This is a genomic window from Adhaeretor mobilis, assembly GCF_007741515.1.
In the GTDB taxonomy this organism is placed as follows: domain Bacteria; phylum Planctomycetota; class Planctomycetia; order Pirellulales; family Lacipirellulaceae; genus Adhaeretor; species Adhaeretor mobilis.
This window is the reverse complement of sequence record NZ_CP036263.1, coordinates 2,503,758-2,527,227: the sequence shown is the minus strand read 5'-3', so window position 1 is coordinate 2,527,227 and position 23,470 is coordinate 2,503,758. Positions and strand designations below refer to the sequence as shown.

The window sequence follows — 23,470 nt, the reverse complement described above, 5'->3', positions numbered from 1 at the left end:
CACCCATCATTTTAGAAAGGCAAGATCTTTATGTCTTACAAGCAACCCGTTGTTTCGTCGGGAATTCTGCCAGCTGGCATTGTCATTCTTACGGCGCTAACAGTCGTACACAGTTTTCTTCAATCCTCAGCAATTGCTGCTGAGACGCCTGTCGTCAATGTGTCTGATAATGCGGCCCCTTCTGACGCTGTCGTTATTTTTGACGGCAGCGACACGGACAAACTGCTGAAATGCGATGGCACGCCCTGTGACTGGCTGATCGAGCACAACGAACTCGTCGTGCCCGGTGCCCAGCGGACAAATCGCGGTGTGTGGACCACTTATCATTTCCGGGACGCCCAGATACACGTCGAGTTTCTCCTGCCGAGAAAAGACCGGAAACATGGCAACAGCGGGCTCTATCTGCATGGCATCTGTGAATTGCAAATCTACGCCTCGCGAGAAAAGGCGGAGTCCCCAGAACTTACGATCGGCGCCCTGTATGGAATAGCAGCACCGCTCGTCAACGCAGGTAAATCCGCTGGCAAATGGCAAACCTACGATGTCTTGTTCACTGCCCCTCGGCGAGACAAGACTGGCAAAGTCATAAAGTCGGGTAGGGTTACGGCGCTGCTCAATGGAGTGCTCGTGCAACACAAAACTGAGTTCGCCGAGCCACGTTCCAAGTACGCGCCGATGACCTTCAAAGTATCGCCCTACACAGCCAAAGTGAATCAACAGATATTACTTGAGGAGACCGGTCCGCTCTACCTGCAAGACCATGATTCTCAGGTCCGATTCCGGAACGTATGGATCAGGCCGTTGGACGATAAAGCAGGATGGTTCGTTCCCAACAACACCGAGAGTTAGGCTGCTCCTTCTTCCAGTTGTAAGAACAACGAAGCAGAACTGAAGCCGCGCTCGGATGCGAATTGGCGTGGTTTTCCCGGCGACGTTGGGGCCCATCAACCCTAATACTTCTCCCTTGTCAATTTGTGTCCGTTCCGCTAAACACATCTTCTTACTGAGCGGGTGAAGCGTCAAGCTGCTGGTTTTCTCACCGCAGAGAGCAGCGATGGCGAACAAGCAACGAGACCCCGTGAAAGAGGCGGCCTGGCGAAAGGCTCTGCATCAGTTTGCTGCGAGCGGGCTGAGTGTCCGTGAGTTCTGTAGACGCGAGCAACTCGCAGAATCGGCCTTCTACGCTTGGCGGCGAACGATCAGTGACCGCGACAAGGGTGTCGACACTCAGCCTGCCTTCGTGCCAGCCGTGATCAATGGCGCTGCTGACCGGGATGAACCGCTTGTTCTAATGCTGGGGAGTGGCCTGGAACTGCAACTACCGCAATCGCTTCCTACCGAGCGGGTGGCTCAACTCGTGCAGGCGTTGCAATCGCGAGGCGGGTCATGATTGCCACCGACCTTCAGAACGTGCAGGTTTGGATCGCCACCACGCCGGTGGACATGCGCAAGTCGTTTGATGGGCTGGCGGAAGTGGTCCGCTCGTTTCTTGGTCACGATCCACTCTCGGGAAGTCTGTTCGTGTTTCGTAATAAGGGCGGTCACCTGGTGAAGGTGCTGTGGTGGGATCGCGATGGGCTGGCGATTTACTACAAGCGGTTGGAGCGTGGCGAGTTTCAGTTCCCACGCAGCAATAAACCTGCCTTCGAGATCAGTTGCGAGCAACTGATCAAGTTACTCTCTGGGATGAGTGTTGCGCAGCGTAAGTGTGCGTGAACATTTTTGAGAACTCGTCTTGCGTGTCCTGCATCATGCGTTACAACGGGCTGCATGACGGTTGCCATGGAAGAACTGCCGAACGATGTCGCCTCACTCAAGCGAATCATCTTTGAGCAGCAAGAGCGACATCGAGGCGAAATTGATGCCGCAGTCAAGGCGGCAGTCGCTGCCATCCTGCGACGTTACTACGGTCCTCGCTCGGAGAAGTTCGATCCGCGACAACTGCTGTTGTTTGGTCAACGCATTGACGGAGCCAACCTCGATCAGGCGAGCCTCGAAGACGAGTTGGGCGAACCGCTCGTCACTCGTCGGGTCAAGAACCGCGACAAGCACGGTCGCCAGCAACTGCCCGAGCATCTAGAGCGAATAGAGATCGAACACGATCTCGATAGTAAAGTGTGCCCAGCTTGCGGGAATGAGCGTTGCCGGATCGGTGCCGAGATCAGCGAGCAACGTTAATGCTTCCCGGCCAGCTTAAAAGTTCTCAAGCACATTCGCCACAAGTACGCTTGCAGCAAGTGCGACCACGACGGCTACAACCCAAACATCGCCACGGCTGAAAAACCTCCGCAGCCCATCGAGAAAGGTCTGCCGGGGCCCAGCCTGCTGGCACACGTGATCACCAGCAAGCTGGGCGATCATCTGCCCCTCTATCGACTGGAACGCATCTTCGAGCGGCAGAAGGTGCATATTGCCCGCAGCACGATGTGTGCCTGGATGCGGTGTGCCGGGGAGCTTGTGACTCCACTCGTCGAGTTGATGATCGAGCGAGTTCGCCAGTCGAAAGTTATTCACACCGACGACACGGTCGTGCCGATCCAGTCACACGGAGCGAAACAGTGTCGCAAGGGCCGCATCTGGTGCTATTGGGGCGACGAGGCCAACCCGTACATCGTCTACGACTACACGCCTAGTCGCTCACGCGATGGCCCGGCGAAGTGGCTGGCAGGATACTCAGGCTACTTGCAAGCGGACGCCTACGGTGGTTACGACGGCATCTATCATTCGCAGAACGTGACGGAAGTTGCGTGCTGGGCGCATGCGCGCAGGAAGTTTTACGATGCGCAGGACTCCGACGAAGAGCGGGCTGTGCAGATGCTCGCGCTCATCGCCGAGTTGTACGCCGTCGAGCGTGAAGTGAAGGACGCTGACGACGCGACACGTTTAGCTCTGCGCCAAGAGCGTAGTGTGCCGGTGCTCGACCGCACCAAGACTTGGCTCGACAACGAGCAAGAGCTCGTGCTACCACGTAGTCCGATGGCCAAAGCGATCACCTACGCGCAGAACCAGTGGCAAGCACTCACCACGTACACCACGCAAGGTTACCTCAACATCGACAACAACGCCAGCGAGCGGACGCTCAAGCGCGTCGCCATTGGGCGCAAGAATTGGCTCTTCGCGGGTAACGACGCGGCCGCTGAGAACCACGCCAGGCTCTGGTCGCTGATCGTTAGCTGCGAACAGCACAAAGTCGATCCACAGCGCTACCTCACCAGTGTCTTGGCCAAGATCGGTACAACGCACAACGGCGACTTGAAACAGTTCCTGCCGGACGAGTGGAAACGTGAGGACGCAGCGGAGCCGATGACACATCACGAAGAGGCGAACTCCTGAGCACGTTTTCGCAGTTCCGCTTCGGGAATGTAAAACTCTTCTCCCTCTTGCATCGTGAAGATGTCAGTAAGAGCTTCTCTGACGGCAGGCGAGCATTCGGCGTTGTGCGTGTTGAAAAACACGCGGTCCGCCCATCGAGCAATCCGTAACGGATCGTAACCCTGGTCGAGTTCCGCCAGCAACTCAGTGCCAAATTGTTGATCAGTGTATGTCATTGCCCCAGTTCGCTCCCCGTCGGTGGATAATGTGGGCCGATGATCTGCTGGCCATTGATCATCTTGGGATGCACACGAGTCACGTTGCCCGTGTGATCGTAGCTCTCCGCCCAAGAACGAACGCGTCCAGTAGCCGGGTCCCACTCAGTCACATACGCAATGCCACGAGTTGGACCTTGCGTCCTCGGCGCGCGCTCTGCGTTATAGTAGCGTACTCGTCCGTCGGGGAGTTGGCGAATACGAACGGCTTCTCGTTGCGCTTTCTGTAAAGCTCCCAGCTTCGAATTGAGGGCTGCTCCGGCGTTGACGCTGCTAACAGGAGTGCCATTCGCGGAACGGACACTTTCAATATTCGACTACTTCTGGAGTGTTGACGAGGTGCCTAACCAATCGTTGTTGATACGGCATCGCCAAACGTGACTGAGCCCAGACTAAACATGCTGAATTCTAACCAATCGAAAACCGTCTGGCCGGCGTTCTAGCGTATCGATCCAGCGCGAACTGTCCCACTGGTATCGAACTTGGAGTTTACGAACCGTGCCGTCGAGCAATTGATCTCGGGCGGCAGCGAGCTTTTCCGACTGGTCAGGTGTAACCCCGGCACCGCGGCGCGTGATGAGTTGCACAGCGGTGGCATGTTGAGCTAGATCTGAGAATAACGATGTGACTTCGCCCGCGTTGAGCAAAGCCTCGTGCATGGGCGGTAGCGCGGAAAGATCCACACCGCCATGATTCACAGGCTCCTCGGCAGCTGCCAGGGGGATTTGTGGCTGGTCGCCGAGTTTCGTATGCGGCTTGGGAGGGGCAACAGGCTTGCGTAGGCGAAACCAATCGCGTCGCGACATTTGTGGTTGCTGGTTACTCATTGATGTCCAAGAGTACAGGGACTGCCAGGAACTGAGGGATTTCCTCGAACTTATCTTGATTGAGTTGTGACGATTCACCGTGACATTGCAAACAGTTTGCTCGCCAAGGATGCGTCGATTGCATTCCAGGGGCGGCAACACGTCCATGACAGCTCAGGCAGTCATTGCGCATCCACGTACTATGCGGAATCACCGGCGGAGCACCCGTGTAGGCACGGCTTCCGCTTGTCGGTGCCTTCAATCCCGTGAAGCTGTTTTCAAATACTGCAGAAGCGAAGACAAAGTTCGCCTGCTGTTCGACGTGGCACTGCGTGCAATTCGAATAGTACGGGTGCGGCATTTTGCTCGCTCGCAAGCTCGCACTCTTAAGACCTTCCCCATGACATGCCATGCAAGCGGCTGTGTCAAGCTGGTCGATCGGGTGAGGTACCGTAGGAGGAGCACCGTTGTAGGCTCTTATCTCTTCACGACTAGCAAGCGAGTCAAGTTTCTTCGATTCATCGATCTCGATTTCAGCAAACGGGTCTTCCGGTTGCTTGCGTAGTGCTGCAAGTGGCAAACCTTGCTGCCGGAATCGTTGCGCTCGCACAGCGGACATGTCTGCGTAGGCGGTTGCCGGAATAACCTTCGAGGTTGCGTGAGCCGGTTCGGCTAAATGCACCGCGACACTTGTGGGAGACGGCTGCCCGCTGCTTGCCGTCATGGGCGAGGTCAGTCCGATGAAATAGCCGGTCGTCGCCGTACCTATCAACACGAGAACAAGCAACACAGCATACCGCTGGGCAAAGCCGGGGGGCGCGGGTGCAGCTTCGTTCACACGGTTTATTTGCTTAGGCGAAGACGACATGGTCGGTTTTAACAGTATGGCTTCGAGGGGGGGACTAGACTTTCACAATCTCTACGGCGCTTTTCTTATAGTCCGGCTGTTTGGAAAAAGGATCGACCGCATCGAGTGTCAGCTCATTGATGAGCAGCGTCTCGTCGAAGAACGGTACAAACACCGTGCCACGCGGCGGTCGGCCGCGGCCGTTCAACCATGCTTGGAGTTGCAATTCGCCACGTCGGGAACGGATGGACACGAGATCGCCGTTGCGGATGTCACGGTCTCGAGCATCGTCAGGGTTCATCTCGACGTAGGCTGAGGGCATCGCGCGGCTCAGTTCTGGGATTCGCCGAGTCATCGAACCGGAGTGCCAATGTTCAAGTACGCGACCCGTGGTCATCATCAACGGGTAGGTCTCGTCGGGGACCTCTGCTGGCGGCTCGTAGGGATGGAACCACAGCTGAGCACGATCGTCTTTAGTTGATGAATGGTAAAACTGAATGCCTGTTCCCGCTTTTACGTAGGGGTCGTCTTTCTCGACAAAGCGGAAACGCGTTTCCTCCCAATTTCCATCGGGCTGCTCGACAACGGGCCAGCGCATGCCGCGAGCTTTCACATATTCGTCGTACGGCGCAAGATCTTTGTGTTTGAGGCGTGAGAATTGACGGTACTCTTCGAACAAGTGCTTATCGAAGTTCACGTCGTAGTAATGCTCCCACTGCCAAGCGGGAACCGGGCTGCCCGTTTCGTCGACCACCTCGAACAGGAAGCGGCCATCTTTATCGCTCATGCCGGCATATCCGCGATCAAACAGTCGCCGGGCCACGGCTAGCGTTTGCCAGGTGTCGTCACGTGCGTCTCCGGGGGGCTCAACCATCTTGAACCACTGCTGTGTGCGACGTTCTGAATTGCCTACGACACCATTCTTTTCCACCCACATGGCCGACGGGAGAATCAAATCGGCCAGTCGTGTCGTGGCAGTGGGGTAGACATCGGAAACGATGAGAAACTTGTCCTCGAGGCCTTCCTTGGCATTGAAGAGCTTGCGCAAGTTCGGGAGCGTTTGGCCTGGGTTGGTGACTTGGACCCAAATGGTATCGATGTCGCCTCCCTCGTCCGACGGAGTACAAAACTGCTCCCACATTTCCACCGTGTGGTAGCCGGGCTGAGGGTTGATCGTTCCTGCGGGGAGATTCCAAAATGCTTCGCACTGCTGGCGATGTTCCGGGTTAGCCACGACACGCCCTCCCGGTAGGGCGTGGGCTAATGTGCCGACTTCTCGTACCGTACCGCAGGCCGAAGGCTGCCCGGTTAAACTGGTCGGTGCGTCACCCGGCTTGCCAAAGTGCCCGCTGAGCAAGTGGACTCCGTGCACCAGCGAGTTAATGGCGGTGCCCATCGTGTGCTGGTTCATCCCCATGCACCACAGCGAGGTGATTCTAATGTCGGGATTGGCGAACAAGTCTGCCAACATGCGAATCTTCTCAGCAGGCACGCCGGAGAGTTCTTCCACGTATTCGGGCGTGTAAGGCTCAAGCGACTGCTTGTACTCCTCAAAGGAGATCGACTTGCCATGCAGGTTGGGGTTCTCAGGATCAGGCGATTTGAAATTGCAGAAGGACTCAACGAACTGGTGATCGTAGGCATCGTTCTTGATGAGCAGGTGCGCGATGCCGAGAGCGATTGCGACGTCGCCGTGACCTTTCATTTCAAGATAGTGCTGACATTGCTCGGTCGTGCGCGTGCGGCGAGTGCCGATGTCGATCAGTTCGATCTTCTCTCCGCGCGAACGACGGTCGATGACTCGTGAGAACAGCACGGGGTGCATCTCTGCCGGATTGTTGCCCCACATGATCAGCACGTCGCAGCGGTCGAGGTCGTCGTAGCAGCCCGCCGGTTCATCGACGCCATAGGTAGCGAGGAATCCGGTGACTGCCGAAGCCATGCAAAGTCTCGCATTAGGGTCTATATGGTTATTCGCCAAACCGCCCTTCATGAACTTTTGGGCTGCGTAGCCTTCGGGTATGGTCCACTGCCCCGAACCGTAAAAGGCGAATCGCTCCGGCGCTCCTTCGATCCGATCGGCGATCACATCAAGTGCCTGATCCCAAGTGATCTCCTCGTACTTATCGCCACGGCGGAGCAACGGTTGCGTGAGGCGATCTTTGCCATAAAGTGCTGAGCCGACGTGGTAGCCCTTGACGCACAACAGGCCTTTGTTGACCTCGGCATCCTTGTCACCAGCAACTGCCACGACCTTGCCATTCTCGACGCCGACCTGCACATGGCAACCCGTGCCACAGAATCGACAAGGCGCTTTGTTCCACTCCACCGACGACGTCTCGGCAGCGTTGAGGATCGGCAAAGAAAAAGCACCCGTCCCCGACGCGATTGCTGTCGCGGCGCTCATGGCAGTCGAACGAATAAAGCTACGGCGATCTTGTTGCATCTCTAGTTCCTCAATTCCGAACAGCTGGTAGCCTGCGAGGCAGGTACCGATTCCTCAGGCGAGCATTCATCCAAATGAACGAAGGCGACATCGACATGTGTGATACCTGGCAGCTCATGGAGCCAGTCAGTCACTGCTTGTGATTCGACGGAAGTGGTCGTTTCGAGCACCAACGGTAGCCGCAGTTCTTGCTGGACGCCTACTTCAAGGTTGGGTTGCTCGGCAATCGCGCTGACCGTTGCCTGGGCAAGGCCTGCCTCCGCAGTCAGATGGGCTACGAGTCCGCTAATCATGCGACGTCCCCCTCTAACTTTTCGTGAGGACTTTCTGCGAAGACGTGAATAGCCGCTTTGAGACCTATGGTGTAGATCATGAGCCCGAATGCCCACACGCCGGCCGTTACCTTCCACTCCATCAAGCTAGGCTGGTACTCCACAATCTCATGCAGCGTGCTGGGTACGAAGCCCGGCACGATCAGGCCCATCCCCTTCTCAATCCAAGCCGCAATGAACGCGATGACACAAGCAATTACCAGTACACCCGTGCGACGGAATACGATCGGCGATAGAAACAGACAAACGGCAACTAGGTTCCCAATGATGGCCGTCCATATCCACGGCACGAGCGCACTATGCCCGTGCAACCCTAGAAACAAGTAGCGGGCAGAAGCGGTATGACTGCCGCCGGAATAGAATTCGGTAAAGACCTCTGACACGACCATGATAAGGTTAATTACCATCGTCACGCGCACAATGTTGACCAAGATGCGTACGGGCTCGTAAGAGATGCGTTCTCCCAGGATGCGCCGGAGGATCAACAGTGTGACAATGATGAATGCTGGACCGGAAACAAAAGCACTTGCCAAGAAGCGTGGCGCCAGAAGTGCTGAGTTCCAAAAAGGTCTGCCTCCCAGTCCGCAATAGAGAAACGCCGTCACGGTATGGATGGAGATTGCCCAGAAAATCGACAGCATCGTAAATGGCACGTACCACTTGGGGCTGGGGCGACGGCCAAGGTATCGCATGTAGAGCAAATAGCCGCAGATGTGCAAGTTGAGCAGTAAGTACCCGTTGAGCACAATGACGTCCCACGTGAGCATCGAAAACGGAAAATTGAATCGCCCTAGCCCGGGTAGCATGTGCCAAAATCTATCGGGGCGACCGAGATCGGCGGTCACAAACATGAGACACATGACAATCGCGGCGATAGCGAGCAGCTCACCGACGATGACAACGTCGTGCATCCTTTTGTTGTGATAGAGGTAGGCCGGGATGACCATCATCACGCCGCCAGCAGCGACTCCCACCGCAAAGGTAAAGTTGGCGATGTACAAGCCCCAACTGACGTGATCGGTCATGTGTGTGACGATCATGCCATCAGCAACTTGCACTGCCCAGGCGTTGGCTCCCACCAGGAACACGGCTGTCAGCACGAACATCCAGGCGTAGAACCAAATCGTGCCATCGGTAGCGATACCCAGCAGGCACAACAGGAATCGAGGGTAGTTGCGCACCTCCGGCTTCAGTTGCTCGGCAACTGCGCTGGGCTGTCCAAGGGTCGTGCTCGATGAACTCATGCAGAGATGTATTGCTTAACTGTCAAAAAAGTAAAAGAAGCTGGGCTGCGTGCCTAGTTCTTCCTTGAGCAAGAACACACGTTTGTTCTTGAGAAGCCACACGATATCTGATTCCGGGTCGTTCAGGTCACCAAACACGCGTGCGCCAGTAGGGCAAGCTTCCAAGCACGCTGGCAACCGACCTTCGCGTGTGCGGTGCAAGCAGAAGTGGCACTTCTCCATCACGCCTTGGGGACGAATTCGATTGGAAAGGTAGCTTTGTTCTGGGTTCACTTCTTCGGCAGGAATTGTGGGCTCCTCCCAGTTGAACCGGCGTGCATGGTAAGGACACGCGGCTTCACAGTAGCGGCAACCAATGCACCAGTTGTAGTCGACCACGACGATCCCATCCTCTTCCTTCCAAGTTGCTTCCACGGGACAAACCGTTACGCAAGGAGGATTATCGCACTGCTGACATTGGACAGGCATGTAAAATTTGTCATCCTGTGGAACCGTATGGTCGTAGGTCGTATTGCCGGCCTCCATGTCCATCGAGCCTTTGTCCATTTCCAAAACTCGAATGTACGACTCGCCAGTCGATCGATCGTGGTTGTTCTCCTTGTGGCACGCCTCAACACATTTGCCGTTGCCGTTGCACTTGCTCAGATTGATCGCGTAACCAAATTTGACCCCCGGGATGGGGCGGTGGTCGGTGATGGAAACGTCCGCGCCGTAGTCCTCTTTCGCTTCGGATTCTAGGCGAGCCAAGATCTCTTGTTTATCGTCGTCCGTCAGTTCTTTGTAGTGCTGCTGGAGGAACTCATCGACGGAAACATTGTCGGGGATCGTCGCCAGTGGCGAGATGGCCTTACCAAACGCCGCCAGACCGAGCGTCAACCCGACTCCCTTCATGACATTCCGCCGCGAGGAACCACCGTTGTTCAGAATGGGCAACAGCGGCTCCGATTCCGTTGTCATGGGCGTGTCTGGGCTACTGGGTGGCAGACTCTTACTCATGGTGCTCTGTCTCCACGTGGTCAGCTTTTTCCAGGAAGCGGTCTCGCGGCTTGAAAGTCGGATTCATGGACGGGAAGCTTGGTGCATGGGGGTCGTGGCAATCAACGCAGTTGTTACGCACTCGTGGACCACGCGACAGATCCCAGTGGCCGTTCATTCCACCGTGAGCGCCATGGCGGTAGTCGCGAGTTTGTGTTCCATGACATTGCGCACAGAGGGTCATTACTTCTGTGAATTCAACCCGTCTGCCATCGGCCAAGCGTAGCGAGTCGTAGTCCTCAGGATTGTGGCATGAAAGACAGCTGACATTGCCATGCGCGAATTCCATCGATTGATGGAATTCCTTCAAATCAGTCGGCGAACGAATGGCCAGATTACTCGGCCGCGTTGTATGGCATGTCGAGCAGGCAACTGTGACAGGTTTGCCTTGCGAGTCAACGGCTCCCAAATCTAATCGCGGCGGCCCCGAGGGCTTGCGGATGGTTACTGGAAACTTGTGGGGAGTAGCCTGCGGCTGCGCCTTGCCAGAACTAGTCGCTTGATGGGAATCTCGCTGAGGAACTCCCCCGTCTTGTGGGCTATCGCTCGCCAGTGCATGGCGGACGGCCCAGGCTACAAGACCGGCGGCGACCAACAAGCTTGCGGCTACTAGCACAGTCTGGAAGTTTGCGATCCTGGGCTTCATCGGTATCCCATTCCGTGACGCGAGACCAAGCGCTGATCCTAACCCACATCAGGCGAACGTCAATCAGCGATTCAATAAAATGGTTACCAAGAACGATGCGTCTTCAATGCAGCGAACTGCATGGGGCGCTTCTGAGTTCAGGTACAACAATTTCCCAGCAGTGAGCTCTACGGCTTTTCCCGCCGAGGTAAATTCAATGTGGCCTTCCAGGCATTGCACGATAATTTCACCCGGTGCCTCGTGCTCGGGAATAATCTTCCCAGCGTTCATAACGAGCCGAATGAGTTCGACCTGGTCGGTCTTAAACAGGGTGGTAGTTTTGGCTGTCGCCAGTTCCGCCCCATAGGGCTTAACATCGACGGCTTCATTAGGTTTTGCATGGATCGTTGCCATCAGACCAGTCCTTCAAAATAAATGATAAGTACCTGGAAACTGCCGCACAAAGGCCACCAAAAAGAATGGGCTCGCGAACAACCCCAAAATCAACTCCCACCTTACTCCTGATCTTCTATTCGTATATGTCACTACCAATTCGTCGATCGCCAATGGGCGTGGCACCCTTGGGATTCACGCTAGGCCATAGAAGCCCCGCCCGAGAGAATAGACCTGAGCCCAGATACTACTCCTAAGAGCGAGCGAGTGCGACTTTGCTTGTCGAATACTTTGCTAAGTCTTCAGGCAATCGGTTTCATATCGCAAACCGCACCTTCATGTACTGTAACAACTCGTTCGACTACTTCGCAAGAGGGGTCTAGCAGCGTATCCCAGAATCTAATTCTGCAGGCCCTGGACCTCGAAAACTGGGTCATGCAGACCTCGGTTCGAGCAGGCAATTGAAGAACGACCGGTGAACAAGCGGTCTACTCCGATAAGCCCGACAGTAGTCTCATTCGTCCCAGAAAAAGTTAAAGCTGGTAGAGATCTGCCGCCTTAGGAAATTCACAGCCTCCCGGGTTGCGGCGTGCGGAAAGCAATTCGCCGATCGTACGTGAGCCGAGAGCCTTTTCAACCGTTGCGATCGCTTCGTCAACTTCAGAATGAAGCGGGCAGAGTTTGGTGTGCCCGGGCAAACCTAGCGGACAACTCGTAATTCGCTGTAGTGAATCAACTGCATTAAGCACATCGAGGATTGTCAGATCATCCGGAGAAACTGATAGATGAGTTCCTCCGCCGGTGCCTCGTTGAGTACCTACGATTCCCTGCTCGCGGAGCTTGTCCAGTACCTTGCGCAGGTACGGGGCGTTCACCTGGATTGCACGAGACATTTCTGGAATCGTACTCATCCCGTCGGGGCGACTGGCCAGATGGGCTACCGCTCGCAACGCATATTCGGCAGTTTGTGAAAACAGGGTGCACCTCGACTCGCCTTAGAAACAGTAGCTTGACATGCAGTTTGCTTCCGATAAACTCAAAATCCATCAACAAACGAATCGCGAAAGCTGCCCCGCTCATTCATTGTAGACCCTGGCAGTTGTCCCGTCCATGAATTCCGTGAGGAACCCGACATGGCCGGAGGAGCCATATCCATTGTCTTTTTTAACTCTCAGACCGCTACTGATTCTTGCGTTGATCGCATTGCCGTGTGGTTGTCGTCGGGCCACGCCACCGTCCTTCGCGCCTGGGCCTGCAGTCGAAGAACTTACGGCTGAGGTCGAGGACGCAGAAGAACGAGAAGTTCTTGAAGAATTGCAATCACAGATTGCAGTGAAGATGCGACAGGTTACCGGTACTCCAGAGAAACTCATTCTGCTCGGCACGGAGAAGACGAGCGACAAGCTGAAGCTCGGCTATGCCGTCTATTCCAACTACTGCACGCAGTGCCACGGCGTTAATGGAGACGGCAATGGGCCTGTGGCAGAGCATCTGAATCCAAAACCGCGCAATTACACCATGGGGGTGTTTAAGTTTACTTCAACACCTTATGGCTCTAAGCCACGTCGATCTGATTTAATGAAGACGATTCAACGGGGAGTTACGGGCACCTCGATGCCTTCGTTTGACCGTTTCTCCCCAGAGCAGTTGGAAGCAGTTGTTGATTATGTATTGGCACTAACCTATCGAGGGCAACTCGAGAGTGAATTGGCGGCCATCGCTTACGACGAAGAAGAGCTTCCCGATGAAGAGTATTTAGCGGATGTTGTTGCGGGGATACTGGAGCCCTGGTCGGAAGCTTCTGGACAAATCGTGATGCCAGCCTCACCGATGCCCCCGATGACTCCCGAAACGATTGCCGCAGGGCACGAGATTTTCCTAACGAAAGCCTGCAACAAGTGCCACGGAAAATATGGCCGCGGAGGTTTGGCGGGGGGTGTCGATGTTGGTACGGACGTATGGGGTCATAACGCGGCTGCCGCGGACCTCTCCTCGGGTATGTTCCGAGGAGGAGATCGCTTCGTTGATATTTATCGACGCATCACTTCAGGGATCAACGGCACGCCGATGCCAGCATTCGCATCAATGTTCGAGGACGATCCGGATGCGATCTGGCACCTTGTGCATTTCGTCAAAGAAACCGGCAATCGCCGTCGCCAGGGGAAACCACCCCTCAGCGAGGCGGACCTTCCGACGGAATTACCAAGCGTGGAGCAAGCCTCTGAGGACGACGCGGAAGCCGATGTCGAAGAGGACGCAAGAGAAGGCGAAAGTGAGCCATCTGAAGACGTTCAGAAGAAAGCTGCCTGATTGCCAAACACTATGGATACTGAATCAAAAAAATCTGACCTGGCCGAGCTCAAAGCGCGGGTCACCGAACTCGAAGCGCAAATCGCTGCCGAGACGGAGCACAAACCGTTTCGTCCAACCGGCTACTACACCGCCTACTACGCCACGACGGGCTTTATGCTTGGTAGCATCGGCGCAATGGCCAGCCTGTTATTCAACGTGGTTGGCTCCGTACTCACTGGCAAACACCCGTTGGAGTTGATCCGCACCTACCTGACCTTTCCGCTGGGCGACCAAGTGTTTGCACTTCCAGAAGCGCAAAACGGCCTCATGTTGGCAATCGGCTGCTGCCTGTATATCGGCACTGGCATGGTCCTGGGCATACCAGTCTATCTGGCGCTGACACGTTGGGCCGCTGGCAGTTCGTTATCAAAGAAACTAGCTGTCGCCACAGTGGTCTCCTTGATTATCTGGGTCATTAACTTCTACGGCATCCTCTCCTGGTTGCAACCCGCGGTGATCGAAATGAGTGAGGAAAACCTCATTGTTAATCGCGTGCCGTGGTGGGTCGCGGCTGCCACGCACCTGATCTTTGGCTGGACACTCGCCTTGGTCTACCCACTCGGAGATTTTATACCATATGAACGTGTGTCGGAGCAAAAATGAGTGAAGTAGCAGAGACACATGACGCGACCCAAAGCAATTCCTCAGCGGCGATCCCCCGCGACCTCGTTATCGAGCGATTGGTTTGCTGGTATTTTGTGGCGGCCTTAACGTACCTCTTCATTTCGCTTACGGGTGGATTGTTGATGGCTCTGCAGTTGGTTCAATGGAACCCGCTGCAAGGTATTGAGTACCTCTCGCCGGGCAGATGGCGGATGATTCATACCAATGCGATCGCCTATGGGTTCCTTGCCAACAGTTTCCTAGGGGCATTGCATTGGGCTATTCCTCGCCTAACGCTCAAGCCTGTTTTGCATCGCGGGCTTTCCTACTTCATTTTTGTGGCGTGGCAGGTTGTCGTTTGTGCAACAGCCATCGGAATCATGATGGGCCACGCTCAAGGCGTTGAGTGGGGCGAGACGCCCACCTGGATCGATCCGTTGGCGCTCGTGGGTCTCGCTTTGGTGGCCGTTAACTTCATGGCACCCATCGTACGAACTGAGGGCCCTCTTTATGTAACGTTATGGTACTTCGTGGCCGCCTTTGTCTGGACCTTCCTGACCTACGCGATGGGCAACTTTGTGCCGGAGTACTTCGTACCCGGCACAAGTGCAGGGGCCGTCGGCGGCCTGTTCATTCATGATTTGGTGGGGCTGTTCGTGACTCCCTTGGGCTGGGGGTTGATGTACTACTTCGTACCGATCTTGTTGCAAAAGCCGGTCTGGAGCCACGGGCTCTCGCTGGTTGGTTTCTGGGGCTTGGCATTCTTTTACCCGCTCAATGGAATACATCACTTTCTGCTGACTCCCATTCCCGACTTCTTAGAATACGGAGCGATTGTCTCGACAATTGCGGTCGAATTTGTGGTGACGACTGTCATCATCAATTTTTTCGGAACGATCTGGGGATCGGGCCGAGCGGTTGTCACCAACTTACCCATTCGCTGGTTCTACACGGGCATGGTTCTGTATTTCGTCACTTGCGCGCAGTGTGCGATGCAAGTTACGCATACGTTCCAAAAGCTGATTCACTTTACGGACTGGGTTGTCGGCCACGCTCACTTGGTCATGTTTGGTGTGTTCAGCATGTGGCTCTTCGGAATCATGACCTATCTGTTTCCACGACTGCTGAAGCAATCGTGGTATAGCCGCTCGTTGTGCGAATGGCATTACTGGCTATCACTTGGTGGACTCCTCGTCATGTTCATCGATCTGACTCTCGCGGGTGTCTTCCAAGGCTACTACTGGGCCTCGCTACAGCCTTGGGATGTCTCGGTCCAGGGGTCGCAGCCGTTTTGGGTGACACGCCTGTTTGCCGGACTCGCCATTATTGGCGGGCAACTTGCTTTCATGTTCAATCTTTGGATGACCTGGCGCCTCTCCAAGCGAGCCAAAGCAGTCGCCTAGCAATGACTTATGGATGCTATAAACCAGAGTTTGAAAGAAACTAATGTTTGAAAGTAAATCGGGAATCTTGCTGATCGGTGGGCTAGGATTCTTCCTCTTCGCCTTCCTTTCCAATGCGCTGGTACCCATCTTGCTCTACCGGGACATGCCGGAGCAGTCGGTCGAAGAATTGGTTGAGAACCAGAATTTGATATACCAGTTTGAAGACTTAAGCCTTCGCTATCCGGAGGAGTTTCAAGAACACTACGGCGAGCCCACCAAAGAGAGCCTAGCGGAAGCCCTGCAACTGGGACACGACATTTACGTGGGAGAAGGTTGTTGGCACTGCCATAGCCAGTTTGTTCGTCCCGTGTCCAACGAGAGCGCCCGCTGGGGGGAAGTCTCCTCGTCCAAGGAATACCAAAACATTCTTAATCGCCCGGTCATGTGGGGAACGAGGCGTGTGGGGCCCGACCTGAGCCGCGAAGGGGGCCGCCGCGGCAACGATTGGCATGCGGTGCATTTCTTCGATCCCGCTTCACTCTCTCCCAGTTCGCCGATGCCAAAATACCCGTGGTTCTTCGACGATAACAATCCCAGCAAGCCCAACAAGCGCGGAATCGCCATCATCACTTACGTCCAATGGCTTGGTTCCTGGTTGGAACAGTATCCTCTCTACGAAGATTTCGTACCGCTCGAAGAACAAATGCAGAACCCCTTGGAGTAATTGGCCATGAAGAACAAGATCATTGCTGTCCTCTCAGTTATTATCTTAGGTTTCTGTGCATTCGGATTCGGAAGCAAGTTCATCGAATTTGTTCGTTTGGTGATGGCTGATGATGACGCAGCCCAAGAGGGCATCTTTGCGGTAGCTCCGTTGGCTAACTATCTGCTGGCCAGTGCTGGCTTCCTCTGCATGCTTGGTTGGGCGGCTACGCAGGGCATGTTCAGTGATATCGAGGGACCCAAAGAGACCATGCTCGAAACCGAGGCTGATCTCGATTCCGCGACCGATGAGCTTCAGTATTGTAATTCCGTGATGAAGTAAGGACAGCGTTCCACCATGTCAGACTATCTCGAAACCGCCGCTGAGGACATTCCGCCTAAGAACACTACGGCAGATGTTGAGAGCCGCTGGCACAGCTACGTGGGCAATCGCATACCTTGGTATGTCCGCTTCCTCTGGCTGATGTTCTGGGCGTTTGCCATCTATTACACCATCGCTTACCTGTTTCCCGCGTTGCAAGTAGAGATAGTGTCGCCACCGTGAACGCCGACGTCGTGAACGCCAAAGATAGGCACGCCTTTTGCGCCTTCTGCGGACTACCCCTGCCCAGCGGATTCCAACTCGGTAGTCATAGCACAGAACAGCAGCAAGACTATTGCTGCACGGGCTGCCGAAGTGTGGCCACTGTCGAACAGGCCCAGGGAGAACAGGGAAAAGCAGCCCAAGGGCTCCTTCGCTTAGGTTTAGCAGTTTTCCTTACGATGAATACCATGGTATTCACCATGGCGCTATGGAGCGGCGACCTTTACCCGGAAGAGTCGTTTGCCGATCCGCTGGCTACCTCGCTGCGCAGCGTGTTCCGCTGGGCAACTTTGGTTTTCGCGATGCCCGTGCTGTGGCTTCTCGGTGGCCCGATTATTCAAGGCGTTCGGCAATCGCTGCGACGTCGTTCGATCACGACCGATCTTCTGATCCTTGGAGGAGTCAGCGCTGCTTATGGCTACTCGATCGTGTCGGTGCTTCGCGGCGAAGGACATGTCTACTTTGAAGTCGGATCGATGGTGCTCGTCTTCGTCTCGATAGGCAGATGGCTGGAAGCGAAGGGGAAACTCCGCACCAACGAGTCACTCGACCGCCTGGCTAGCCTGCTGCCCGAGACGGTACGAAGGCTCGACGCCAACGGAAGTTTTCAGGAGACACCGCGCGAACAAATCACTTCAGGCGATGTGCTCCGCGTGCTGGCGGGTGAGCGAATCCCCGTCGATGGAATTATCCAGACAGGCGTAGCGGAAGTGGACGAGCAGATGATCTCCGGCGAAAGCCGATTCTCTGCAAAGACCGTCGGAGACCAAGTCTTCGGAGGCACGCTGAACATCGATGGAGACCTGCGAATTGCAGTTACGTCCGAAGACGGCAAGGAGACGCTCACGCGATTGATCGAGCTAGTACGATCCGCCCGCAGTACCAAAGGCAGCCACGAACGACTTGCCGATCGGATTGCCACTTGGTTTGTCCCGGCGGTTTTCGTAATTGCTCTGCTTGCCGGTTGGTGGCAAGGGACGCTCAACGGACTCGATCAAGGAATTCTCACCGGTCTAGCCGTTGCACTCATTGCGTGCCCCTGTGCTTTGGGGTTAGCAACGCCGATGGCCGTTTGGACCGCGCTTGGCAGGGCGGCTGAGCACGGCGTGCTGTTTCGCAGCGGTCTCGTAATGGAGAAACTCGCCCGTATACGGTACGTGTATTTCGACAAGACAGGCACACTTACCGAGAACCAACCCGAGGCCACCCACTTGATCGTTGCCGATCCCCTGCAACGCGAGCGAATCCTGGAGGTAGCTGGAGCAGTAACGTCTGGCTCAAGGCATCAGCTTTCTCAGGCGATCGCCCAATTCGCGGAGCACAGAATCGCCGGCGGTGCTCCGCACGAAGCGGCACTCGTTTCCACACTGCCGGGCAAGGGGCTAATTTCAAACCTGCCTGATTTGGGCGATGTCGTGCTGGGAAGTCGCCGCCTGCTGACTGAGTCTCAACTCCACCTGCCAGCGTCACTGGATGAGCAAGCCGCCGAGCGTTCGGATTCGCAACTGGTCTTCTTGGGCTGGGGGGGAGAAGTCAAAGGAGCCTTCTGCTTTGAAGAGCAGGTCAGACCCGAGGCGGCTGAAGCACTGGCGGCCTGCCGGCAACTGGGGCTACCTGTAGAATTGCTGACGGGAGATGCCGAGGTCCGTGCGACCACCATCGGTAGGGCGCTCGCGTTGCCAGCGAGTGGAGGCCTGCTGCCTGAGGAGAAGTTCGCTGCCATTCGAGCGCGTTCAACTGAGGGACCAGTAGCCATGATCGGCGACGGCTTAAACGACGCACCGGCGCTTGCCGCTGCGGATGTCGGCGTAGCACTGGGCTGCGGGGCCGATGTTTCCCGAGACGCAGCAGGAGTGTGCCTATTGGCCAACGACTTACGTCGCTTTCCCTGGGCTGTGGAGCTTGCTCGCACGACCTCTCGAATTGTCACTCAGAATCTCTTCTGGGCGTTCCTCTACAACGTCTTTGGTATCGCTTTGGCCGCAACCGGTCGACTAAATCCCATCTGGGCGGCACTTGCGATGGCAGTCAGCAGCTTGCTCGTGGTGGCCAATTCGTTGCGATTGAGCCGCTTCCCTCTAGAGCTTTCTCTTGCCGAGGGGTCCACGGCAGCTGAGTCACACTCCCCCCTGCTGGTGTCCAATATCCAGCCGACCGGCGACCAGTCAACTGGCGCACCAGAACTTGAACCAACGGCGGTCGCATCATGATTGAACTTCCTCTAATTTTTTTGGGCGGATTGCTCGGATCAGCTCACTGCATCGGCATGTGCGGACCGTTGGCGATTGCGCTAAGCGCCCATTCACCTGCCGGTGCCAGCCTGCTCCAACGTCAACTCGTGTTTAGCTTGGGCCGCTTGTTCACTTACAGTTTTTGCGGTGCGCTGTTAGGTTTTGGTGGCGCGTGGATTTCCGCGGAGTCTCGCGGCTTTGTTTCGTCCCAAGCGTGGTTGGCCATCGTGGCCGGAGTTGCACTGCTGGTGATGGGGCTGATTACCGCGGGAGTGCTGCCCAAGCCGATGACTCGCCTCTTAACAGGAATCCCGTGCGGAGCGGCCACCTGGCTGAAGACATTCCTCTCCTCATCAAACTGGACGGGCCCACTGCTGGCAGGCGTATTCACTGGCTTCATTCCTTGTGGACTTGTCTATGCCTTTCTGCTCAAGGCAAGTGCAGCCGGCGGTGTTTGGCAGGGATGGCTGACCATGGCAGTCTTTGGAGCGGGAACCATCCCCCTGATGGTGCTGATCAGTTACGGGGGCAAGGTGTTATCGCTTGGTGGCCGATCTAAGCTATTTCAGATTGCCGCTTGGTGCATCGTGCTTACCGGTGGCATTTCTATCGCCCGAGGAACTGCGCAGTTGCAGACCAGCGGGCTAAGTGACGTCAAGCCGTGCCCACTCTGCCTTGAAGAGACGGTACCGTCCGCTCGCGATCAGATCGGGCCTTGAATTGTCAGCACTGCCGCTGCGATAGCGACGCCCAAGACGTTGACAATGAGAATCAATAGACCTACGCCCCAGAGCGTGCGGCTTCCAGTATCCGCTTGAGGTTTCTCGGTGCTGCCAAGCCGCTTCCGATTCCAACTGGCGATCACCCCGCAGACCCAAGTCCAATGGAGCATGATGTGCAGCAACACTGCCGCGACCATCAGGCACAACGTCACAAACTGGATGTCAGTCCAAGCGAGATAATCTCCTCCCCACAGCGTCCAGCCCTCGCTGTTGGCAGCCGGCGGAAACACGTAGCGCACAACGACGGAACTCCAGCAGAGTGCCAGAAAGATGCAAAGCAGAAAGGCATCCAACCAGAAATTTATAGCTGTCTTATTCAGTTTCTTTGCCATGTTCAGCATTCACCAACAATTCCGCATGCGTAATCTGGTGAAGTATACAACAACGTACAACGCTTGTGCAGGTTGGCCTGTGGGTATAACCGCAGCAGCAAGGAAACCTAAAAGTTCATTTCCCACTGTGTGTAGAAAAAGTCTGCGTCGTTTGGCGCGAGAATCTTGTTGCCACGCCAGAAGTGTGACCAGCCAAACAATACATTCGATCTTGAACCGATTTGGTACTTGGCAATCACATCCAACTCGTCGCCGAAGTCCTTGCTGCTGGTGCTTTGAGGCGGAGTTCCTCCGATAGCCGGCACAATGTCGGTGTCCTGATTTGCCATGAAATGCCAATACCAGAATAGCAAACTAAGCTTCTTGGCGGGCTGCATCGTCAGCAGCACGTTGGGAGCTTCGATATTAGAACGTTGCACGGCATCAATGAAACCGAGATACTTGTGGGCAAGTGGAAACAGCTGATTGAAGCGGTTGAAGTCGCCGCCGACGTTGTTACCCGAAGCGTAGTCGTAATAGCACCAAACTGTGGGCGACCACGGCATGGTCGAGCCTAGCTTGTATCCGATACCGACTGTGGCAAACATTGCCTCTTGGTCGAGACCAAGGCCGCTCTGTCGACCGAACTGTGGGCCTCCTTCAAGTTCGAAGAGCCAGTCGTCGATGCCGCCGTTGACTCGAACTCCTAGCGTATGCAGGGAGAAGTCGCCCGTAATCGGCCCGGCGTTCTCGTTGTCGTAACCGATGTAGTAAGTCTCGACAGAAAAGTTCTCGAAGCCACCGTAGGTCAAGTAGTAGCCATAAACCGACTGGTTGTAGTCCGCTTCGTCGAGTTTATTCGGGATAACGGTAACCAAGTGCGTATAGAACCCATCGAGCGACCAATCGCCCGCCTTAGTCATGACTTTTACGCCCTCGAACGTACGCCGCGTATTGGCCCAATCAAGTGGCGAAATCGTCCGCTGGTTGCCATAGAGCAACTCCTGACGACCAATACGAACGCTCATTCCATCAGTGAGCTTCAAGTCAGCGAACAGATTGAGAAAGTCACCATAATTGCGATCAATCCCGCGTGGTGTGTAGTTGCCACCATCGTCCGATGCGTCTGCCAGAATTCCTTCCGCATAAACCCGCAGCCGATCATTGACTTCCCAGTTGCTGTACAACCTTAAGCGAGTCAGTGCGAAGTCGGTTTCCGTGGGGTTGAATCTTCCTAGCCCATCAGACTGCCCCATGCCACGTTCGTGGTGATAGCGCATTCTCAGTTGACCGCCGATGTCGAGAGTGCCGAAGTCTCCGCCGGCGACAGGCATAAGCTTCAGGCAATCTCCCAGGCAGGAACCTTGGTAACAGCAATCGTTCAGGTAGCTGAAGTCATTGTTGTAGAACAGTCCCTTGTGGGATGTGGAGCATGGACTGGCCTGGTTGCCCTCAGCGCCGCATCCACTGCCACAGGAAATGGCGTTGCCGCAGGGAACTGCTTCGAAGCAACAACCAGGGCTATCCGCAACCGTTGTACCCGGATGCAAGATGAGGCACGAAAGCCCAGTTGCCAGAAACAGACAGAGCCTTCTAACCACGATAACCTTCTCCTTAAACCGAACCCGCAAGTACGCTTGGCTACTTACCTATTTATTCGGCTCCGAAAGCGGAGAGTTGCATCCCAGTTGCCTCTACCCGGAAAGTCAGCCTAAACGACAATCCCCCCTGGGAACCCCACTAGCCTCAACCGTACCTTGACATCAAGTTATGCTGTGCGATAACAATGAAGTACGGCCACGACCCCAAACGGTCGCATTGGCAATCAACGGGATAACGCGAAACGGAGTAGGGCCTGTGCTACCTTCCGAGCTAGACGCTGTGACATCCAGCTACCATCGCTGCCTGAGTAGCGAGAAGTTCATAGATACATTCTACAAATTTTTCTTAGCCAAATCGGAAGAAGTCGCTCAGAAGTTTATCGCGACAGATTTCGACCATCAAAAGCTCATGCTAAGAGAATCGCTGCTCATGATGGTCATGTTTAGTCGGGACCCTGTTGGTGTCAGAGACGAAATGGCGAAGCTTGCCAAGCGGCATGATCGCACTGGCGTTGATATCCCTGCGCGACTGTACGCGCTTTGGCTTGACTCATTATGTGAAGCCGTTCAGGAACATGACCCAGAGTTTTCAGAAGATGTGGGGCATAAGTGGAGGGCTGCCATGGAACCTGGCATTGACTTCATAATCTCCAAACACTGACCCGTAGGAGATGTGCCATGGAAATTCCCGCAGGTGGACTGTCTGATGCTTCAAAGCAAGTCGAGCGAGAACACGCAGAGTTACGTGAGCTTTTCGGCACCATTCACAAGAGCTTGGCCACTCCCGCTTCACCAATCTTACTAGTCAGAGAACAACCGCGTAGACTTTGTGGAATGCTGGAGAGCCATCTTCCGATCGGAAGAGGACTGCGGGTTCTTAACAGAGCTCGCAGAACAAGCCCCCCTTTTTTTCTCTGCAGCCTGAGAAGCTGATCCGCGAACACACAACGATGCTACCTGAGGCCCGATCGCTCTCAGCTCAAGCGAACGCGTGCTCCGTCCGTACTCGCCTCCGGCAAGTAGTCTACCCGGCGTTTCACGGTTTAAGAAAGTAACTCATGCACCGTGAGAGTGAAGAGCACGACTTAATGCACAAAACATATTGGGTAGATAGAGGCCCAGCTGACTAGGTAACCACCATCGAAGGAATTAGAATGGCTTGCACTCACCTGAAACAACTCTACCGCCTCTGCCAAGAGCACGGACTTCACTTCAGTAGCTCCGACCTCGTCCGCATCGCTTGTAGTGAGTGCGGCTCTGAGGAGACATGCCCCACAGTACTCACGAGAGCACTTCCCATGGACAACAAAATCGAAGCACCGATTGCTTCGGTCGAATCAGAAGCGTAGTCTTAAGCGCTTACCCATTGAAAAGCGGTTGAAAGCAGGAAGGCCCTCCACCATGCACCGGTGAACGTAGATGTTCTCACTTTGGCGTCACGGACCTAGGCACTTTACATGCACTCGTTGGTCGCGAAACGATGTCCGATGCTCATGCTCTAAACGGCAGAGGCGGTTGATTATGAGGCGGTGGATATGCCTCCCGCTCTAGCGGGAATTGGCCAAATCTGAGTCTAGTTCATAT

At 55.2% G+C, this 23,470-nt stretch carries 27 protein-coding genes and 1 pseudogene; 15 read left to right on the top strand and 13 right to left on the bottom strand.

Going from position 1 to position 23,470, the window contains the following annotated elements; all coding sequences use genetic code 11:
* Window positions 1-30: 30 nt before the first annotated feature.
* From HG15A2_RS09960 to tnpC, 5 genes and pseudogenes are all read left to right on the top strand, one after another.
* Window positions 31-849 (top strand): 3-keto-disaccharide hydrolase, encoded by an 819-nt coding sequence (locus HG15A2_RS09960; protein ID WP_145060057.1) that lies wholly within the window; start codon window positions 31-33, stop codon window positions 847-849.
* 205 nt (window positions 850-1,054) lie between these two features.
* Entirely contained in the window at window positions 1,055-1,390 is a 336-nt protein-coding gene (tnpA, locus tag HG15A2_RS09955; RefSeq protein WP_145060055.1) for an IS66 family insertion sequence element accessory protein TnpA, read from the top strand.
* A complete protein-coding gene (gene tnpB, locus HG15A2_RS09950) occupies window positions 1,387-1,716 on the top strand; it encodes an IS66 family insertion sequence element accessory protein TnpB (RefSeq protein WP_145060054.1) in 330 nt (109 codons plus the stop codon). Before tnpA ends, tnpB begins: the two co-directional genes overlap by 4 nt.
* 54 nt (window positions 1,717-1,770) lie before the next feature.
* Window positions 1,771-2,178: an IS66 family transposase gene (locus tag HG15A2_RS09945; protein WP_145060053.1), complete on the top strand. Its 408-nt coding sequence runs from the start codon at window positions 1,771-1,773 to the stop codon at window positions 2,176-2,178.
* Between the two features lie 18 nt (window positions 2,179-2,196).
* Window positions 2,197-3,333 (top strand): annotated as a pseudogene (tnpC, locus tag HG15A2_RS09940) (IS66 family transposase); the annotation flags it as partial.
* On the opposite strand, the gene HG15A2_RS09935 reads toward tnpC, so the two are convergent.
* The 11 genes from HG15A2_RS09935 to HG15A2_RS09890 form a co-directional block, all read right to left on the bottom strand.
* Window positions 3,312-3,548 carry a hypothetical protein gene (locus tag HG15A2_RS09935; protein WP_145060049.1) on the bottom strand — a complete coding sequence of 79 codons (237 nt, stop codon included), beginning with the start codon at window positions 3,546-3,548 and terminating at the stop codon, window positions 3,312-3,314. The pseudogene tnpC and the gene HG15A2_RS09935 overlap by 22 nt on opposite strands.
* A complete protein-coding gene (locus HG15A2_RS23915; protein WP_218932457.1) occupies window positions 3,545-3,700 on the bottom strand; it encodes a hypothetical protein in 156 nt (51 codons plus the stop codon). Before HG15A2_RS23915 ends, HG15A2_RS09935 begins: the two co-directional genes overlap by 4 nt.
* A gap of 279 nt (window positions 3,701-3,979) precedes the next feature.
* Window positions 3,980-4,414: a hypothetical protein gene (locus tag HG15A2_RS09930; RefSeq protein ID WP_145060048.1), complete on the bottom strand. Its 435-nt coding sequence runs from the start codon at window positions 4,412-4,414 to the stop codon at window positions 3,980-3,982.
* The gene (locus tag HG15A2_RS09925; RefSeq protein WP_145060047.1) at window positions 4,407-5,261 is read right to left on the bottom strand and encodes a diheme cytochrome c precursor; all 855 of its coding nucleotides are present in this window, start codon (window positions 5,259-5,261) and stop codon (window positions 4,407-4,409) included. The genes HG15A2_RS09930 and HG15A2_RS09925 overlap by 8 nt, the downstream gene beginning before the upstream one ends.
* Before the next feature lie 34 nt (window positions 5,262-5,295).
* The gene (locus tag HG15A2_RS09920; RefSeq protein ID WP_145060046.1) at window positions 5,296-7,686 is read right to left on the bottom strand and encodes a molybdopterin-dependent oxidoreductase; all 2,391 of its coding nucleotides are present in this window, start codon (window positions 7,684-7,686) and stop codon (window positions 5,296-5,298) included.
* A 2-nt stretch (window positions 7,687-7,688) separates the two neighbouring features.
* Window positions 7,689-7,979: a hypothetical protein gene (locus tag HG15A2_RS09915; RefSeq protein ID WP_145060044.1), complete on the bottom strand. Its 291-nt coding sequence runs from the start codon at window positions 7,977-7,979 to the stop codon at window positions 7,689-7,691.
* On the bottom strand, window positions 7,976-9,262 hold the full coding sequence (gene dsrP / locus HG15A2_RS09910; protein ID WP_145060043.1) for a sulfate reduction electron transfer complex DsrMKJOP subunit DsrP: 1,287 nt from the start codon (window positions 9,260-9,262) through the stop codon (window positions 7,976-7,978). Before dsrP ends, HG15A2_RS09915 begins: the two co-directional genes overlap by 4 nt.
* 15 nt (window positions 9,263-9,277) lie before the next feature.
* The gene (dsrO, locus tag HG15A2_RS09905) at window positions 9,278-10,258 is read right to left on the bottom strand and encodes a sulfate reduction electron transfer complex DsrMKJOP subunit DsrO (RefSeq protein WP_246117929.1); all 981 of its coding nucleotides are present in this window, start codon (window positions 10,256-10,258) and stop codon (window positions 9,278-9,280) included.
* Window positions 10,251-10,943: a hypothetical protein gene (locus HG15A2_RS09900; protein ID WP_145060041.1), complete on the bottom strand. Its 693-nt coding sequence runs from the start codon at window positions 10,941-10,943 to the stop codon at window positions 10,251-10,253. Before HG15A2_RS09900 ends, dsrO begins: the two co-directional genes overlap by 8 nt.
* A gap of 63 nt (window positions 10,944-11,006) precedes the next feature.
* A complete protein-coding gene (locus HG15A2_RS09895; RefSeq protein WP_145060040.1) occupies window positions 11,007-11,336 on the bottom strand; it encodes a cupin domain-containing protein in 330 nt (109 codons plus the stop codon).
* Between the two features lie 512 nt (window positions 11,337-11,848).
* Complete coding sequence (locus tag HG15A2_RS09890; RefSeq protein WP_145060038.1) at window positions 11,849-12,292, bottom strand: RrF2 family transcriptional regulator; 444 nt, start codon at window positions 12,290-12,292, stop codon at window positions 11,849-11,851.
* A 178-nt stretch (window positions 12,293-12,470) separates the two neighbouring features.
* Between HG15A2_RS09890 and HG15A2_RS09885 the strand changes: the two genes are divergently transcribed.
* From HG15A2_RS09885 to HG15A2_RS09850, 8 genes are read left to right on the top strand one after another with little or no spacing between them, the layout of a single operon-like run.
* Window positions 12,471-13,625 (top strand): c-type cytochrome, encoded by a 1,155-nt coding sequence (locus HG15A2_RS09885; protein WP_218932456.1) that lies wholly within the window; start codon window positions 12,471-12,473, stop codon window positions 13,623-13,625.
* A gap of 12 nt (window positions 13,626-13,637) precedes the next feature.
* Window positions 13,638-14,270, top strand: a complete 633-nt coding sequence (locus HG15A2_RS09880) for a hypothetical protein (RefSeq protein WP_145060035.1) — start codon at window positions 13,638-13,640, stop codon at window positions 14,268-14,270.
* The gene (locus HG15A2_RS09875; RefSeq protein WP_145060034.1) at window positions 14,267-15,673 is read left to right on the top strand and encodes a cbb3-type cytochrome c oxidase subunit I; all 1,407 of its coding nucleotides are present in this window, start codon (window positions 14,267-14,269) and stop codon (window positions 15,671-15,673) included. The genes HG15A2_RS09880 and HG15A2_RS09875 overlap by 4 nt, the downstream gene beginning before the upstream one ends.
* A 43-nt stretch (window positions 15,674-15,716) precedes the next feature.
* Window positions 15,717-16,379, top strand: coding sequence for a cbb3-type cytochrome c oxidase subunit II (locus tag HG15A2_RS09870; RefSeq protein WP_145060032.1), 663 nt, complete (start codon window positions 15,717-15,719; stop codon window positions 16,377-16,379).
* A gap of 6 nt (window positions 16,380-16,385) precedes the next feature.
* Window positions 16,386-16,700: a hypothetical protein gene (locus tag HG15A2_RS09865; RefSeq protein WP_145060031.1), complete on the top strand. Its 315-nt coding sequence runs from the start codon at window positions 16,386-16,388 to the stop codon at window positions 16,698-16,700.
* Window positions 16,701-16,715: 15 nt separating this feature from the next.
* Window positions 16,716-16,922 carry a hypothetical protein gene (locus HG15A2_RS09860; protein ID WP_145060030.1) on the top strand — a complete coding sequence of 69 codons (207 nt, stop codon included), beginning with the start codon at window positions 16,716-16,718 and terminating at the stop codon, window positions 16,920-16,922.
* Window positions 16,919-19,171 carry a heavy metal translocating P-type ATPase gene (locus tag HG15A2_RS09855; protein ID WP_145060028.1) on the top strand — a complete coding sequence of 751 codons (2,253 nt, stop codon included), beginning with the start codon at window positions 16,919-16,921 and terminating at the stop codon, window positions 19,169-19,171. The genes HG15A2_RS09860 and HG15A2_RS09855 overlap by 4 nt, the downstream gene beginning before the upstream one ends.
* The gene (locus HG15A2_RS09850; protein WP_145060027.1) at window positions 19,168-19,911 is read left to right on the top strand and encodes a sulfite exporter TauE/SafE family protein; all 744 of its coding nucleotides are present in this window, start codon (window positions 19,168-19,170) and stop codon (window positions 19,909-19,911) included. The genes HG15A2_RS09855 and HG15A2_RS09850 overlap by 4 nt, the downstream gene beginning before the upstream one ends.
* Here HG15A2_RS09850 and HG15A2_RS09845 read toward each other — a convergent pair.
* A complete protein-coding gene (locus HG15A2_RS09845; protein ID WP_218932455.1) occupies window positions 19,896-20,306 on the bottom strand; it encodes a DUF4405 domain-containing protein in 411 nt (136 codons plus the stop codon). The two genes, HG15A2_RS09850 and HG15A2_RS09845, sit on opposite strands and share 16 nt — an antisense overlap.
* A gap of 107 nt (window positions 20,307-20,413) precedes the next feature.
* Window positions 20,414-21,886: an alginate export family protein gene (locus HG15A2_RS09840; protein WP_145060024.1), complete on the bottom strand. Its 1,473-nt coding sequence runs from the start codon at window positions 21,884-21,886 to the stop codon at window positions 20,414-20,416.
* 280 nt (window positions 21,887-22,166) lie between these two features.
* On the opposite strand from HG15A2_RS09840, the gene HG15A2_RS09835 reads away from it, so the two are divergent.
* Complete coding sequence (locus HG15A2_RS09835; protein WP_218932454.1) at window positions 22,167-22,547, top strand: globin; 381 nt, start codon at window positions 22,167-22,169, stop codon at window positions 22,545-22,547.
* Window positions 22,548-23,040: 493 nt separating this feature from the next.
* The gene (locus HG15A2_RS09830) at window positions 23,041-23,235 is read left to right on the top strand and encodes a hypothetical protein (RefSeq protein ID WP_145060021.1); all 195 of its coding nucleotides are present in this window, start codon (window positions 23,041-23,043) and stop codon (window positions 23,233-23,235) included.
* Window positions 23,236-23,470 lie beyond the last annotated feature (235 nt).

Coding starts and splice junctions, on each gene's coding strand:
- HG15A2_RS09920 (WP_145060046.1), bottom strand. CDS start 7,686: ATGCAACAAGATCGCCGTAGCTTTATTCGTTCGACTGCCATGAGCGCC.
- HG15A2_RS09915 (WP_145060044.1), bottom strand. CDS start 7,979: ATGATTAGCGGACTCGTAGCCCATCTGACTGCGGAGGCAGGCCTTGCC.
- HG15A2_RS09935 (WP_145060049.1), bottom strand. CDS start 3,548: ATGACATACACTGATCAACAATTTGGCACTGAGTTGCTGGCGGAACTC.
- dsrO (WP_246117929.1), bottom strand. CDS start 10,258: ATGAGTAAGAGTCTGCCACCCAGTAGCCCAGACACGCCCATGACAACG.
- HG15A2_RS09960 (WP_145060057.1), top strand. CDS start 31: ATGTCTTACAAGCAACCCGTTGTTTCGTCGGGAATTCTGCCAGCTGGC.
- HG15A2_RS09875 (WP_145060034.1), top strand. CDS start 14,267: ATGAGTGAAGTAGCAGAGACACATGACGCGACCCAAAGCAATTCCTCA.
- HG15A2_RS09945 (WP_145060053.1), top strand. CDS start 1,771: ATGACGGTTGCCATGGAAGAACTGCCGAACGATGTCGCCTCACTCAAG.
- dsrP (WP_145060043.1), bottom strand. CDS start 9,262: ATGAGTTCATCGAGCACGACCCTTGGACAGCCCAGCGCAGTTGCCGAG.
- HG15A2_RS09860 (WP_145060030.1), top strand. CDS start 16,716: ATGTCAGACTATCTCGAAACCGCCGCTGAGGACATTCCGCCTAAGAAC.
- HG15A2_RS09900 (WP_145060041.1), bottom strand. CDS start 10,943: ATGAAGCCCAGGATCGCAAACTTCCAGACTGTGCTAGTAGCCGCAAGC.
- HG15A2_RS09870 (WP_145060032.1), top strand. CDS start 15,717: ATGTTTGAAAGTAAATCGGGAATCTTGCTGATCGGTGGGCTAGGATTC.
- tnpB (WP_145060054.1), top strand. CDS start 1,387: ATGATTGCCACCGACCTTCAGAACGTGCAGGTTTGGATCGCCACCACG.
- HG15A2_RS09880 (WP_145060035.1), top strand. CDS start 13,638: ATGGATACTGAATCAAAAAAATCTGACCTGGCCGAGCTCAAAGCGCGG.
- HG15A2_RS09830 (WP_145060021.1), top strand. CDS start 23,041: ATGGCTTGCACTCACCTGAAACAACTCTACCGCCTCTGCCAAGAGCAC.
- HG15A2_RS09845 (WP_218932455.1), bottom strand. CDS start 20,306: ATGGCAAAGAAACTGAATAAGACAGCTATAAATTTCTGGTTGGATGCC.
- HG15A2_RS09850 (WP_145060027.1), top strand. CDS start 19,168: ATGATTGAACTTCCTCTAATTTTTTTGGGCGGATTGCTCGGATCAGCT.
- HG15A2_RS09930 (WP_145060048.1), bottom strand. CDS start 4,414: ATGAGTAACCAGCAACCACAAATGTCGCGACGCGATTGGTTTCGCCTA.
- tnpA (WP_145060055.1), top strand. CDS start 1,055: ATGGCGAACAAGCAACGAGACCCCGTGAAAGAGGCGGCCTGGCGAAAG.
- HG15A2_RS09865 (WP_145060031.1), top strand. CDS start 16,386: ATGAAGAACAAGATCATTGCTGTCCTCTCAGTTATTATCTTAGGTTTC.
- HG15A2_RS09895 (WP_145060040.1), bottom strand. CDS start 11,336: ATGGCAACGATCCATGCAAAACCTAATGAAGCCGTCGATGTTAAGCCC.
- HG15A2_RS09925 (WP_145060047.1), bottom strand. CDS start 5,261: ATGTCGTCTTCGCCTAAGCAAATAAACCGTGTGAACGAAGCTGCACCC.